The organism is Candidatus Enterovibrio escicola (assembly GCF_002464935.1).
Lineage (GTDB): Bacteria > Pseudomonadota > Gammaproteobacteria > Enterobacterales > Vibrionaceae > Enterovibrio > Enterovibrio escicola.
Genome location: NZ_NBYY01000011.1, coordinates 119756 through 134127 on the forward strand (window position 1 = coordinate 119756; position 14372 = coordinate 134127).

General features: G+C 39.2%; 10 protein-coding genes and 6 pseudogenes. 8 read left to right on the forward strand and 8 right to left on the reverse strand.

Annotated features, from left to right (window positions below):
* Positions 1-13: 13 nt before the first annotated feature.
* The gene (coaBC, locus tag BTN49_RS04650) at positions 14-1240 is read right to left on the reverse strand and encodes a bifunctional phosphopantothenoylcysteine decarboxylase/phosphopantothenate--cysteine ligase CoaBC (RefSeq protein WP_097356209.1); all 1227 of its coding nucleotides are present in this window, start codon (positions 1238-1240) and stop codon (positions 14-16) included.
* Between the two features lie 323 nt (positions 1241-1563).
* Positions 1564-1898, reverse strand: a pseudogene (locus tag BTN49_RS17435) (IS5/IS1182 family transposase); the annotation flags it as partial.
* Positions 1899-2201: 303 nt separating this feature from the next.
* Between BTN49_RS17435 and BTN49_RS15185 the strand changes: the two are divergent.
* A pseudogene (locus tag BTN49_RS15185) lies at positions 2202-2491 on the forward strand (IS982 family transposase); the annotation flags it as partial.
* 308 nt (positions 2492-2799) lie between these two features.
* Here BTN49_RS15185 and rph read toward each other — a convergent pair.
* Positions 2800-3519, reverse strand: coding sequence for a ribonuclease PH (gene rph / locus BTN49_RS04665; RefSeq protein ID WP_097356211.1), 720 nt, complete (start codon positions 3517-3519; stop codon positions 2800-2802).
* A 178-nt stretch (positions 3520-3697) separates the two neighbouring features.
* On the opposite strand from rph, the gene BTN49_RS04670 reads away from it, so the two are divergent.
* Positions 3698-4561 carry a YicC/YloC family endoribonuclease gene (locus BTN49_RS04670; RefSeq protein ID WP_097356212.1) on the forward strand — a complete coding sequence of 288 codons (864 nt, stop codon included), beginning with the start codon at positions 3698-3700 and terminating at the stop codon, positions 4559-4561.
* A 366-nt stretch (positions 4562-4927) separates the two neighbouring features.
* Positions 4928-5808 (forward strand): annotated as a pseudogene (locus BTN49_RS21990) (IS982 family transposase).
* Positions 5809-6076: 268 nt separating this feature from the next.
* Here BTN49_RS21990 and nfuA read toward each other — a convergent pair.
* Complete coding sequence (gene nfuA, locus BTN49_RS04680) at positions 6077-6661, reverse strand: Fe-S biogenesis protein NfuA (RefSeq protein ID WP_097356213.1); 585 nt, start codon at positions 6659-6661, stop codon at positions 6077-6079.
* A 548-nt stretch (positions 6662-7209) separates the two neighbouring features.
* On the opposite strand from nfuA, the gene BTN49_RS04685 reads away from it, so the two are divergent.
* The 4 genes and pseudogenes from BTN49_RS04685 to bioH all read left to right on the forward strand — a co-directional run bounded on the left by BTN49_RS04685 (position 7210) and on the right by bioH (position 10107).
* A complete protein-coding gene (locus BTN49_RS04685) occupies positions 7210-7362 on the forward strand; it encodes a transposase (protein ID WP_097356214.1) in 153 nt (50 codons plus the stop codon).
* Positions 7363-7714: 352 nt separating this feature from the next.
* Positions 7715-8574, forward strand: a pseudogene (locus BTN49_RS21995) (IS982 family transposase).
* A 182-nt stretch (positions 8575-8756) separates the two neighbouring features.
* Positions 8757-8969: a hypothetical protein gene (locus BTN49_RS04695; protein ID WP_146679110.1), complete on the forward strand. Its 213-nt coding sequence runs from the start codon at positions 8757-8759 to the stop codon at positions 8967-8969.
* 337 nt (positions 8970-9306) lie between these two features.
* Positions 9307-10107, forward strand: a complete 801-nt coding sequence (gene bioH / locus BTN49_RS04700; RefSeq protein ID WP_097356216.1) for a pimeloyl-ACP methyl ester esterase BioH — start codon at positions 9307-9309, stop codon at positions 10105-10107.
* A gap of 477 nt (positions 10108-10584) precedes the next feature.
* Here bioH and BTN49_RS17450 read toward each other — a convergent pair.
* A pseudogene (locus BTN49_RS17450) lies at positions 10585-10680 on the reverse strand (IS5/IS1182 family transposase); the annotation flags it as partial.
* Positions 10681-10766: 86 nt separating this feature from the next.
* Here BTN49_RS17450 and BTN49_RS22000 point away from each other — a divergent pair.
* Positions 10767-11532 (forward strand): annotated as a pseudogene (locus BTN49_RS22000) (IS982 family transposase); the annotation flags it as partial.
* A 1699-nt stretch (positions 11533-13231) separates the two neighbouring features.
* On the opposite strand, the gene BTN49_RS04715 reads toward BTN49_RS22000, so the two are convergent.
* From BTN49_RS04715 to BTN49_RS04720, 3 genes are read right to left on the reverse strand one after another with little or no spacing between them, the layout of a single operon-like run.
* Positions 13232-13495, reverse strand: a complete 264-nt coding sequence (locus tag BTN49_RS04715) for a hypothetical protein (protein ID WP_146679114.1) — start codon at positions 13493-13495, stop codon at positions 13232-13234.
* A gap of 51 nt (positions 13496-13546) precedes the next feature.
* A complete protein-coding gene (locus BTN49_RS20425; protein WP_146679116.1) occupies positions 13547-13813 on the reverse strand; it encodes a transposase in 267 nt (88 codons plus the stop codon).
* A gap of 36 nt (positions 13814-13849) precedes the next feature.
* Positions 13850-14053: a hypothetical protein gene (locus BTN49_RS04720; RefSeq protein WP_097356220.1), complete on the reverse strand. Its 204-nt coding sequence runs from the start codon at positions 14051-14053 to the stop codon at positions 13850-13852.
* Between the last annotated feature and the right edge of the window lie 319 nt (positions 14054-14372).

A 14372-nucleotide genomic window follows, 5' to 3' on the forward strand; every position in this document is an offset into this window, starting at 1 on the left:
TTCTACTAACTTTTTATTTGTTTTTATTAAACAGCGTTACTATTTCGCTGACGAGTTGATGTCCGATGTCGATCTTACTCGCCAATGGCAGAAGTTTGTCGCCATTGGCCCAATATAGATGCAGGGCATTTTGGTCACTGTTGAAGCCTTGATTTTTGCGTGAAACATCATTAGCACAGATAAGATCAAGGTTCTTCTTAGTTAGTTTACTACGTGCATATTGTTCAATATCTTGCGTTTCAGCGGCAAAGCCGATAGTAAAGGGTCGATTATTTGTCATCGCGGTAACGGATGCTATAATATCTTTAGTTTTTACTAATGAAAGAGTTATTTTATCGCACCCAGTTTTCTTCTTGATTTTGTGATCGGCAACCTGTACTGGTGTAAAATCTGACACAGCTGCACAGGCAACAAAAATTTGATGTTGTCCTGCGTGTCTCTGTACTTCGTTATGCATGTCTTCAGCGCTTTGCACATTGATACGCTCAACGTTGGTAGGTGTCGCTAACTGTATAGGGCCACTCACCAATGTGACTTTTGCGCCTCGTTTTGCAGCGGCATCAGCAATAGCGTATCCCATTTTACCTGAACTTTTGTTGGTAAGGTATCGAATAGGATCAATTGCTTCTCGTGTTGGACCCGCGGTAATAAGAAACGACATACCGTCAAGGTCGTTATCTGAAAAATGTTCTTCAATCAACGCTACTAACTTCAGGGGTTCAAGCATACGTCCTAGGCCAATGTCACCACAGACTTGTTCCCCAGAGGCTGGACCCCAGATAAGGTGACCACGACGTGTCAGTGTGGCTAGATTTTCTTGTGTCACGGTCGCATGATACATTTGCTGATTCATGGCGGGGACTACAGCAATAGGCGCACCTGTAGCCAAGCTGACGGAAGTGAGTAAGTCGTTGCCCATGCCAGCAGTTACACGTGCGATTAAATCCGCTGTTGCAGGGGCAAGAAGCATTAAATCAGCCCATTTTGCTATTTTTATATGCCCCATTGAAGCTTCGGCTGTTGGATCGAGCAAACTGTCGAAAACGGGGTGCCTTGATATGGCTTGCATTGTTAATGGGGTGATAAATTTTTTTGCAGCCTCTGTCATCACAACTTTCACTTCCGCTCCGCGCTCAATCAATCGACGAGTGAGATCTGCACACTTATAGGCAGCGATACCACCACCGATCCCCAACACAATACGTTTTCCAGATAAAGCTTGCACATTTTTTTGAACCATAATCACATTACACAATGGGTGACGGAGTCAAAATATATCATAAATACAAATCAATCACCTGCTATGCGCAACTGTATTGTGATAATGGATGTATCACTACAAGCGATATAATAAAGCAATTGCTCAATTTTGTTACTTTACTGGAAGATGTTTCGAGTAGTGTGGATTATTCAGGTTGCATTTCTCCATGTTGGTATTTGGTTAGCTATTTTTTACAAGGGTTTGAATACCAATTAGATTAGCAGGTTATTTTCTTGACAATTTTAAATTGTATTATTGATTAAATCAGGCCTATAATGCAATGATCTCTATATTTTACAGTCTTAATTTATCTGCAGGTAAACAGGCATATCAAATCTTATAACTTTGTTTATCGCTTTCATATTTGCCATCGCTTCACCAACTTGAGCATTGTAATCACGAAGAGTGAGTTTAGGGCTTAGAAACTGTTTATAGCGAAACATTGCTGTCTCTGTTAATGGACGTTTGTGAGAACCCCTGTCCTTTTCCACTCCGTCCATTTATCTTTTTTCACCTCTTTTATAGCTTCATATCTAGGATGGCCTCCCTCCCAGTACCAAGAATTACTTCTAGGTAGAATACTGGGTGTTATTACTTTGTTTATCAGTGCGTGGTGACATGATCTTGTATCATAGGCTCATGTGTCTACTCATGAGGTTATTGCTGCAGAAGTTAGCCTAGTTTCTGTAAGTGATAATGAGATCTTACCTATATCCATTCACCTTCGCCGTATACCCTTAGGCCTGTGGCGTCAATAACGACGTGGGAACTTGAAAATACCTTTCACCATCAGTTCCGTTTCAATCTTGGTATCCAACAAGTGACTGGCCTTGGTTTATTAATGCTTGATTAACCTGATCTACGCATAAGAAATGAACTACATGCCCAAGTCGCGATCTGATTTTTTGAAACAAACTATTAACTGCATAATGACTTGGGCATGAATAACCTAGACACTGTTTTCGGCGATATCGACAACTTCTGCCAGACTTTCCCCCCTGCATGGGAAAAATACCTAATTTCTGTCGGTGTCAAACAAAGAAAAAAGCCTTCTCGCCTCTCAGTTAGCGAAGTAATGACAATAGTGATAACTTTCCATCAATCAGGGTATCGAGACTTCAAAACCTATTACATCCACTTTACTCTTACCTCACTCACCATCAGGCAAGGCCGACAGAGATTGCCTTCGTTGATTCATCCAAGCTATATGTTTATCACAATTTACGCATTTTCTGAGATCAGTTTCCCAGTTCTTGATGTGGCGTAAAACAGTTGTTTCATAGATGCGCAGTGCTTGAAAACTCATCGCAATATACCAACCTTCAGATACAATCTGTACCACTCTTATTGCGATCGCAGACTCAACCCTGCACGCGTTGTATCATGCAGGGTTGAGAGTGTTTATTTTTACTTCTTGGTAAAAAGCCCTGTCACAGTGCGTTGCTTGATCCTAATTTTATTAAAAATCAAGTCTCTTCAATGATCAGGGTTATAAAATGACGGAAGAGAGCAATCCACTCGGACTAGAAGCCCCTTATTTATCCATTTACTAATGATGCTTTCTGAATAAAGATGATATCTTCAATGCCTTTCATAGCCATAGACAACATCACATTTAATTCTTCTATCGTGAACGGTTTACCTTCGGCAGTGCCTTGAACTTCAACCATTCGACCATTTTCCAGCATCACCACATTCATGTCGGTTTCTGCTGCAGAATCTTCAACATATTCAAGATCACAGATTGGTGTACCATTAAGAATACCAACAGACACCGCAGCAACATGACCTTTCATTGGATTCATAGCCAGTTTTCCTTCTACAACTAGCTTGTTCAGTGCATCAGCCAATGCCACGCTAGCACCAGAAATAGACGCGGTGCGCGTACCTCCATCAGCTTGAATTACATCACAGTCAACAGTAATGGTGAAGTTTCCAAGTTTATCCAAATTGACCGCTGCGCGCAAACTACGTGCAATAAGACGTTGAATTTCTAGGGTACGGCCACCTTGTTTCCCGTTTACCGCTTCACGGCTGTTGCGGGTATGAGTAGCACGCGGTAACATGCCGTACTCAGCAGTTATCCAGCCTTGTCCTTTACCTTTAAGAAAGCGAGGTACACCCTCCTCAACGCTTGCAGTACAAATAATTTTAGTGTCTCCAAACCTAACTAGTACTGAACCTTCCGCATGAATGGTAAAATGACGGGTAATGATAACCGGTCGAATTTGATCAACTTCCCTTCCGCTTGGACGCATAGGATTCCTCCTGTCTTAAACTACTGAATTTCGTTAACCCAACATTATAGTTATTTTGATCAAATCACGCTAATACTAACCACCCCCTCCGTTTTTTCTTACAATTTGTACTAGGTGCTGACACACCGGCTAGTATCTGCGTATAATGAAAATCACTTTGATAAAAGAGTGTACATTAATGATCTACAGTATGACTGCCTATTCCAGACAGGAAATAAAGAACACATGGGGTTCCGCCATTTGGGAAATCCATTCGGTGAATCACCGTTACCTCGAAACCTGTATCCGAATGCCAGAACAGTTCCGTGGTCTTGAACACATCCTTCGTGAACGCTTACGTCAGCGGCTTTCTCGCGGTAAGGTAGAATGCAGTCTACGTTTTGAAGCCAATTCGTCTTCGAACACACAACTCTGTATCAATGAAGAATTAGCAAAGAAAGTGATTCATGCAGCTAAGTGGATAAAAAAACTATCAGGTGAAGGTAACATCGAGCCATTCCAAGTCCTGCAATGGCCAGGCGTGATGGAGGATATAGGACAAAACAGGGATTCTATAAACAAAGAGTTAATAGAGAACTTCGATGAAACCGTGGTCAACCTCATAGCAGCACGCGCCCGTGAAGGTAACAATATGAGAATACTAATTGAACAGCGCTTAATGGCGATCAATGTGGAAGTAATCAAAATCCGTACTAAAATACCAGAAATTCTAAACTGGCAACGCCAACGTCTAATCCAAAAATTGGAAGAGGTAAAACTAAAATTAGACGCGCATCGTATCGAACAGGAAATGATTCTTATGGCACAAAAAACGGATGTCGCAGAAGAGCTAGAGCGACTAGATTCACATGTATCGGAGACGAAGAAAATCTTGGCTCAAGGAGGAGCCTGTGGCCGACGTTTAGATTTCATGATGCAGGAATTAAACCGTGAATCAAACACATTGGCATCTAAATCCATCAGCACCGAGGTTACTACATCTGGGATCGAATTAAAAGTTCTTATCGAACAGATACGTGAACAAATCCAGAATATAGAATAATAAATTCCTGCCACCTCCATTATAAACACACATGAAGCGCATCATCAATGACTTTATTATATATGCCCCTATAACATCCAACCTTGTCAAGTAATATCCCAAACTATTTGTGTTGTGATATGGGAAGTATTCCAGATTATAAAATCTTAGTTAGAAATTGCAAATTTACACTTGATGTAAAAAACCTTGTATGGAACAACTAGGGAATGTTGATCTTTGATAAGTTATCTTTAAACAGCAGGGTTACACATTATAATCACTTTATCAGAAAGACCATAACCTGAGTTACACATAAGAAATGAACTAAATGACTAAGTCTCGATCTGATCGTTTGAAATAACCTATTGATTGTACAATGCCTTGGGCATGAATAACTTAGAGACTGTTTTCGTCGATGTCGACGACTTCTACCAGACTTTCTTCCCTACATGGAAAAAACACCTCATTTCTTCCGGTATCAAACAAAGAAACCATCCTTCTCACCTCTCAGTTAGCAAAGTCATGATGATAGTGATAACTTTCCATCAATCTTAGTATCTCGACTTCAAAACCTATTACATCCACTTTATTTGTCGCTACCTCACCAACGAATTTCCTAAATTAGTTAGCTACATGAGGATGCTTAAACTCATGCAAGGTGTTCTGATTCAGTTTTATTCTTACCTAACTCACCGTCATGCAAGGCTGACAGAGATTGCCTTCGTTGATTCGTCCAAGCTACAGGTCTATCACAACCTACGCATTCTCAGACATCAGTTTTTTAAATATACCGCGAAGCAAGGAAAATTAACTAGGGGGTGGATCTACGGTTTTAAATTACACCTTATTATCAATGACCGAGGTAGCATTATCTCAGTCAAAGTGACGACGGATTACGTGGATGATAGAAAGCCTATATCGGAAAGGGTTGACGAGCTTTGGGGTGTTTATACGGAGATAAAGGTTATATCGCTGATCCATTGGAACAGGAACTTGTAAACAAGGAAATGACAATGATAACGGGTGTCAAAAAACATTAAACCTAAAGTGATAAAACTTTGGAACCACCTGATGCTCCGGAATCTATTTATTATTGAACCCGTTTTTGACCAACTAAAAAATATATTCCAAATCGTACATCTCGGCACCGCCGTTGTATCAGCTTTATGATCAACTTTCTGGCGGGGCTTATCACGTATTCATTTCAACTAAAAAAGCAGAACATCAAGATGGATAAGTTTGATAAGCACGCGCTTATGCAGATCTGAGGTTAATTAAATCAGACCGTTTATCAGGTGTAATACGATATCATTTTCAATGGCTGCTACCTGTTATATTGTGGCTGTTAAACTGTTATGAGGGTTTGCAGGGGTAGTGATCTTTTCTACTGTCTCAATTACACTCAAACTGATTAGAGTTAATAGGTAAGAACTTAAACGAGTGCATACCTTAATAGTGGAAAGTCCATGTGGTTTTAGATACCTCCACTTATAATGTGATACGCGTTACAAAGAAGGAGTATCTAATATCAAGTAATCAGTAGAAGGAATGCTTACCGTGAGAGTGTTCTGTGATATCACGCACAGAGGTGAGTTCGTCTCGGAACTCTTCGAGTAGTTGCTTTTCAATACCATTTTTCAATGTTAAATCTACCATTGAGCAACCGTTACAACCGCCACCAAATTGGATCACAGCGATGCCTTCTTCAGTGATTTCTATCAGCTGAATGTTGCCTCCATGACCAACTAACTGCGGATTAATTAGCGTTTGAATGACATATTCAACACGCTCAATTAACAAGGCGTCATCAGCCAATTTGCGTATTTTGGCATTTGGCGCTTTAAGCGTCAACTGAGAGCCAATTTTATCGGTAACAAGATCAATCTCTGCTTCTTCCAGAAAGGGGAAACTAAGCTCGTCAACATATGCTAAGAATCCGTCAAGAATTAACTCAGTATCGCTAGCTTCAATTGCATCCTCTGGGCAATAAGAAACACCACACTCAGCATTTTGAGTGCCAGGATTAACTACGAATACGCGGATATTGGTACCTTGTGGTTGCTGCGCCAACAATTTTACGAAATGATTTTGCGCACTTTTTGTAATTGTAATTTTAAACATAACGTCCTACCTAAATAGTCCAGTACTGTTTTTATAGTTTACGCTTTCTTTTCTGTACTATCACCCCTATATAAACAAAGATACTTATTTCATGAATGTATCCTCAAAAAGGCGTGGAACAAACAGTTAACGCTAATGACTTGATCTCATTTGTTTAAGTAATAAGCCAAACCTTGTAAGATAGCATCTATAATGAACACATCATGGTTTAAAACTACAGGATCAGGAACAGGGTCAATTGGAATAAAAAATCTGGGAAATTGGACAGTCGGTACTGGAACATAATTCTCTGTTGCTGAAGGATGTAAATGTGTAGCTCGCCCTATTTACTTGTTGAGGATACGCGCTAATGCATCAACCAGATAAAAATGAGTCTTGGCTCTGCCACTTATGGAGTAAGATAGACGTTGTTTTAATAATATCTTAACTAATCGCAATTCCTATGATCAGATCATCCCAGAGTTAAGCGGGAGGTTATAATGGGAAAGGGAAAGCACAAGATCAGCAACTGGAAACAATATAATTAAGCATTAGTAAACCGTGGCTCAGTGATTCTTTGGATAGACGTCGCTTCTATTAAGGCATGGCCTTGTCTAAAACATCACGGTTCTCGTGATTGTGGGTTTATATTCTCGGATACCTCAATTGAAACGGCACTGATGGTGAAAGGTATTTTTAAACTCCCCCTTCGTAGATTATAAAGTTTTCTCAATTCAGTTTTTATGTTGATGAATATCTCGCTGCCCCCCTACATACACCTGCATTAGTAATGCGTTCGAAGACCGTAAAAGTTAAGTACTGTTTGCCGAGTTGAGGAACTCTCGACCACGTCATTATTGATGCCACAAACCTAAAGGTACACGACGAAGATCAATGGAAAACGCATAAACACGATAAGGTGAAGTGATGTATCTAGCGCAAACTTCATCTTGCCGTTGATGTGTCTAGTCATGAAGTTTTACCTAACCTAAGCTGCGCTTAAAAAATGAACTAAATATCAAAGTCTCGATCTGATCGTTTGAAATAAACTATTGACTGCACAAAGACTTGAGCATGAATAACTTAGATGCTGTTTTCGTGGATGTCGACGACATCTACCAGACTTTCCTCCCTACATGGAAAAAACACCTAATTTCTTCCGGTATCAAACAATGAAATAAGTCCTCTCGCCTCTCAGTTAGCGAAGTGATAACTTTCCATCAATTGGGGTATCAAAACTTCAAAACCTATTACATCCACTTTGTTTGTCGCTACCTCACCAATAAATTTCCTGAATTAGTTAGCTACACGAGGATGCTCACGCTCATGCAAGATATTCTGGTTCAGCTTTGCTCTTACTTCACTCATAGACAGGGATTGCCTTCGTTGATTCGTTCAAGTTACAGATTTGTCATAACCTACGCATTCTCAAACTTCAGGTTTTTAAAGATACCGATAAGCGAGGAGAAGGAACGATGTGATTGTTCTACGATTCCAAATTACACTTTATTATCAATGAGTAAGGTAGTATGATCTCAGTCAAAGTGAGGACGGATAACGTGGATGATAGAAAGCCTGTATTGGAAATAGTTAACAAGCTTTTGGGGTGGTTCTACGGAGATAAAAGTTATATGTCTGGTCCATTGGAGCGGAAACTTATAGATAAGGGAGTGAAACTGATAACGAGTATGAAAAAAACATGAAACCCAAAGTTATGAAACTTTGGAACCACCTGATGCTCCGGAATCGATTTATTATTAAAACCGTTTTTGACCAACTAAAAAAAATATCCTACATCGCACATCTCGGCACCGCCGTTGTATCAGCTTTATGATCAAATTGCTGGCGGGGGGCTTATCGCATATTCATTTCAACTCAAGGAGCCGAACATCAAGATGACTAGGTTTGATAAGCAAGCGCTTATGCAGATCTGAGGTTACCTATATTGCTTAATCCATTACAACGAAAGATATAGCAAGTCAGTGCTGATGGAGCCTATGACACAAGATCATGTCACCACGTACTGAAGAACAAAAGAATAACGCCTACTATTCCATCTCTAAGCACCGCGGAATACTGGGAGGAAGGCTATCCTAGAAATCAAGCCGTGAAGGCGTTGAAAAAAGACAAACTGGCGGAGTTGGAAAAGGACTGGGGTTATCACAAACACTTATTAGCAAAGACAGCAATGTTTCGCTATAAACAGTTGCTCGACCCTAAACGCACGCTTCGTAATTACAATGATCAAGTTAGTGAGGCGCTAATAAATGTGAAAGAGATAAACAAAGTTGTAAGACTCAGTATGCCTGTTCGACAGAAGACAAATTAAGACTGTAAAAATATTGTGATCCGTGCATTATAGGCCTCATTTAATCAGTAACACCAGTAAGATATAGTAAGGAAAGATATAATCACCAAAGCAGTTCCAATTATCCCATGGCTATAAATTTTTCAGGCTACAGCATAATTATTTATTGGATGGGGTGTTTACAATCTGTACGGCATACAGCGATGAGTAGAGAAAAATATTTATGGCACATATTGAACTCAAGACAATAATGATCTCTATGCTGTGAAACACATAGCGACACATCAGTATAAGAACACGTAAGATAGTGCAGAAAATAAAGGATACCATTGTCCAGTAATACGTTTAGGCAGTGTAAATGACCACTTCACTTCATTGGTATAGATCAGGCCAAGGTTCTGACATGATTTTTATTCATGGATGGGGGATGAATAGTGCCGTTTGGCAACATCTGCTCCCGTTTCTCACTGCACACTATCGTGTGCATTGTGTCGATCTGCCTGGCTACGGTTATAGTCAACCCTCAGATGCACTTTCTTTAAAGGATATGGTACAGTGCTTGTTGGAAAATTCAGACCAACCAGCTATTTGGGTTGGTTGGTCCCTAGGAGGGATAGTAGCCACACAGGTCGCACTTCTTGCACCTGAACGTGTCCAAGGTTTAGTTACCGTAGCAAGCTCCCCTAGATTTCTAGAAAAACAGGGATGGAGAGGAACAAAACTTCAAGTGCTAGAAGCATTCTTGCAGCAACTAAGCGAGGACTTTATAGGTACAGTTGAGAGATTTATAGAGTTTCAGGCAATGGGAACCCTAACGGCTCGTCAAGATATAGAATGGTTGAAGAAAGTGGTAGTAGCGCATCCACCACCTCAAACTGAATCTCTAAAAGCTGGATTCTATATCCTCGGTCACACTGATTTACGTCCACGATTACATGAATTATCAATGCCTTGGTTACAGATCTACGGCCTACTAGATGCCATAGTTCCAGTGAGGGTAGCGCAAGCAGTTAATATATTGGTACCTCAATCTCAACAGAAAATCTTTGATAATTCAGCACATGCGCCATTTATCTCTCATCCTGAAGATTTTTCACAGGTATTATTGTCATTCTGTGGGCAATGCTTACCGGATTTTCACGAGAAAGTATCACAATAAGGCAGAATGCTGTTAAATTGTAAACTTATACTGCTGATATTCCATATGCCTGTTATTTATGGGGATTATGAAAGACTCCATATGAATATAGGGGACTCTGGATCTTATTGGTATATTGTACACTAAACACATATCTAATGACTAATAAATATGCGTCTCAAACATAGCATTTAGAGAGTGAAAAACAGTCTTCTGCGTAATTAACAACCAAGAAAGAGTTAAATGGTGCTGTCATAAGGAAATGAAAAGAGTTGGAGGTAAGATACCATCTTCTGGTTGCGTTGAGGCATTCACTTACGATATTTTAGTATGGATTACCCCAATGCAGTAAAGACCAACGAAGATACTGCGTACACAGCTTGTCAGCTGATATCCAAGTGGGGTAGTACTGGTATGATGTTGTTATTTTGCTGTAGAGATAGGCGGTGTTGATTAAATTAGAACTGTAACACACTGATCTCAATCTTTTCTACAGTCTTAATTTATCTTCTGGCGAGCAAGCATACCCAGTCTTATAACTTTGTTCATCTCTTCCACATTTGCCAGCGCTTCACTCACTTGAGCATTGTAATTAACCTGAGTTGCGCATAAGAAATAAACTAAATACCTTAGTCGAGATCTGATCGTTAGAAAACTATTGCCTTTATAAGGACTTGAGCATGAATAACTTAGACGCTGTTTTCGTCGATGTCGACTACTTCTGCCAAATTTCTTCCCCTGCATAGAAAAAACACCTAATTTCTTCTGGGATCAAACGAAGAAACAGACCGTCTCGCCTCTTAGTTAGCAAAATAATGACGACAGTTATAACTTTTCATCAATCGGGGTATAGAAACCTCAAAACCTATTACATCCATTTTGTTTGCCTCTTCCTCACCAACGAATTTCCTGAACTAGTCAGCCACATGAGAATGCTCAAACTCATGTAAGGTGTTTTGGTTTCGATTTGCTCTTACCTCACTCATTGTCAGGCAAAACCAACAGGAATTACCTTCAGTGATTCGTTTACGATACAGATTTGTCACAATCTACGCATTGTTAGATATCAGGTTTTTAAAAGTACTTCGAAGCGAGAAAAAGGAACGATGGGGTGGTTCTATGGTTTCAAATTAAACCTTATTATCAATGACCAAAGTGGCATTATCTCAGTTAAAGTGACGACGACTAACGTGGATAATAGAAAACCTGTGGCAGAAAGGGCCAACGAGCTTTAGGGTGTTTATACGGAGATAAAGGTTATATATCTCTGGTCCATTGGAGCGAGAACTTGCAGAAAAGGGAGTGACACTTATAACGGGTGTGCAAAATAATATGCAACCAAGAGTGATGAAACGTTGGGACCTTCTGATGCTCCGGAAACGATTTATTATTAAAATCGTTCTTGAGCAACTAAAAAACATATCCCAAATCAAGCATTCTTGGCACTGAAATGGGGTAAGTTTTATTGTCACCCTTATTCCTAGAGTCATTGCTTATTATTGCTTATATAGATCTAAGGTTATATTAGCCTTGGTGGGATCCACCAAAACACACTGAGCACGTTGATATGACGACAAATCAACAAGAATTTAATAGCGAGAAATTTCACGCATATGACACCTTAAGTTACTTTCCATTTCTATTATCGGAAAAGTTATTATGCCCCGAGTAATGAAACTGGATATGCGATGCAAATTAGGTTTCTAAACGAAATCTACGATAAAATTGAAGAGCTGAAAAGCTCGAAGCGAACGGATTTTATGGTGACCATACGTTATCAGCAAACTACAGTGGTGAATGTACCTCCGAGGTTATGCCATACAAAAAATATATCCATACGATTACGGTAGATAATTGTCGAGAGTTAGCTCATAACGAAATGATAGAAAAAGATTTGGATGTTGAAATTTACTTTGCACGCCCTTATTCGTTCATCGAAACGATGAAAAAATAAAACATGGGTTTTTGAGACAATATGAAAAAAGATAAACTTAAAAATACTCACGGATGGAGATTACCTTTACTCAAATAAGTATTAATCACCGGCTTAAAAAGTATTTATGGGTTAAACAGCCGGCCGTTCTTTTTAACGAAATGGCATTAGTCACTTGATTGGAAAGTATCGCACTCCAGCCTTAAATTCAGATTCAATGATATATAAAAATAATTTGAAGATACGGTCATATATTCAATAAATCTTTCTTTATATAAAACACCTGCTTTTACAAGGTAATCCTCAACGCTATCGCTGCCAGTAATGTTACCGGATCTTCGACCTGCTATCTTGAAGATACAAACACGACTTATCAGGCGGGGATAAAAGAGCAGTTTGTTGAACTTACTATGAACAATGCGGATATCCTCAACTCCTTTCTAGGACTACACATCAGCATTAAATTAAGTTGTCTAGATTGTATAAAACTTACACCCATCTGTGTAACCATATTCCCTATTGATGAACAAAAAGTTATGCTTATCTGCGAAGTAGATGAGCACTAGTATTTCATGGGTAACAAAAATAACCAGCATTGCATAGTATGCTTAAGAGTCTTGATTGAAGAAAATCATTACGCATGTATTGGTTTGTCTTAGAAGAAAATATTCAATCTAATTTTCAATCAATTATCAACATTTAATGTTACGTTTTGGTACAAGGACTCTTTCAATGTATACAATATCTCTTCCCGAGAATAAAAAACATTTTTGAACAGTTCTATAACGCAACGCATTGAGAGGGAGAATTTTACCCTCCGTATACGATTGAAATGATTCATTCAGAAAACGATTAAATACTCAACTCAACGGAAATGCACGACAAAGTAATCGGTACATTCATTGAACGTGAGTATTATCTTTAAAGTATAATCAACTTATTGAATACATAACCTGCTGATGCAGGTTTCAACAAGCTTTACTAATGTCATGATCAAGGTATCCTTTTTAGGTGTAAAGATACCGTTGTTTCCAAAATATCTGAACTAATCGCAATTCCTACGATCAGATCATCATGGAGTTAAGCGGAGATAATGCTATGATCGTAGGAATTGCGATTAGTTCAGATATTTTGGAAACAACACCCTTCTTAATTACAATGCTCAAGTTAGTGAAGCGTTGGCAAATGTGAAAGCGATAAACAAAAACCATATCAATTAACCACTATAAGGAAGCAAATTAAATCGAAGAATATACCATGCTTTGAGTGGAAGAGCCGAACCAATTCCATCCCTCGCCCAAAAAACACACATTTTAAGGGATTACGACCTGCTACCTCTTCGAAAAGATCTACATAGCTATAGCTGATACGTTTGGTGTAACTCATCATTTCATCCACCAAATTTCCTACTGCCCTCGCTATTACTTCATACCACTTCCTAAAATTCGCTGTCGCTTGATGGCTATAATATCTCACTCGTTAAAATTCTTTAGGAAAAATGTGCTGAACCAGCCTGCCAACAAATACCTAAGCATCCACTGTCTCATACATTTTCAACTTCGTCTTATATGATTGATAGTAATACCTGACTTGATGACCATCATACCCCACTATCCTAGATAAGCCTATCGGCGAGGATGACAAATATTTGGTTAGGTATCGTATTAACCCTCGGTATCTTTTGCTTGCAACTTTATTTTTATGACCCTTGCTAGGGTAAGTATAGAAACCATCAGGATAATTAGCCCATAAGGTTCTTATCACATATTGACGAACCGCAAACTCAATCTCCATTAACTTTAGTAAATGTTTTTGCCAAAATTAGCGTAGCTAAGATAACGATAAATTCTGAAATCTTTTCCAATCTTGGTTTGAAGGAAACAATGCACCTTCAACCAGTATCACTGGTAACTGCGGATTGTAGTTGCCATTACGACTATGGGTATGGATGAAAACAATGACGGCGATTTCACACGCATCAGACTTAAAGTGCGCCTGAATCAACTCTAATAAGCAGGTTTCCGCCAAGACCATAAACTCAAAATATAAACGCTTCTGATTGAAGTTATAATAGAAAGGAATACGAAGTTATTCAGGAAATGTTGAGACAACTTGCCCGATAACTCACCCTAGGAAATAACCGGACGCCTCTTTTGACCATACTCTCCCGTGCATAACGCTTTCCACATTGCAGACACGCTTTTCCCTTATAACTAAAGTTAACTTTGTATTGCCCTTCAGCGCAAACAAAGTTTTAGTAAGTGGAAAAGCCATTTTCTGAGCTACCACACTTCAGCATCTTGGCGCTTTCTAAATCATCATAGTCTGTGTCATGGCGGGGATTACTGAATAT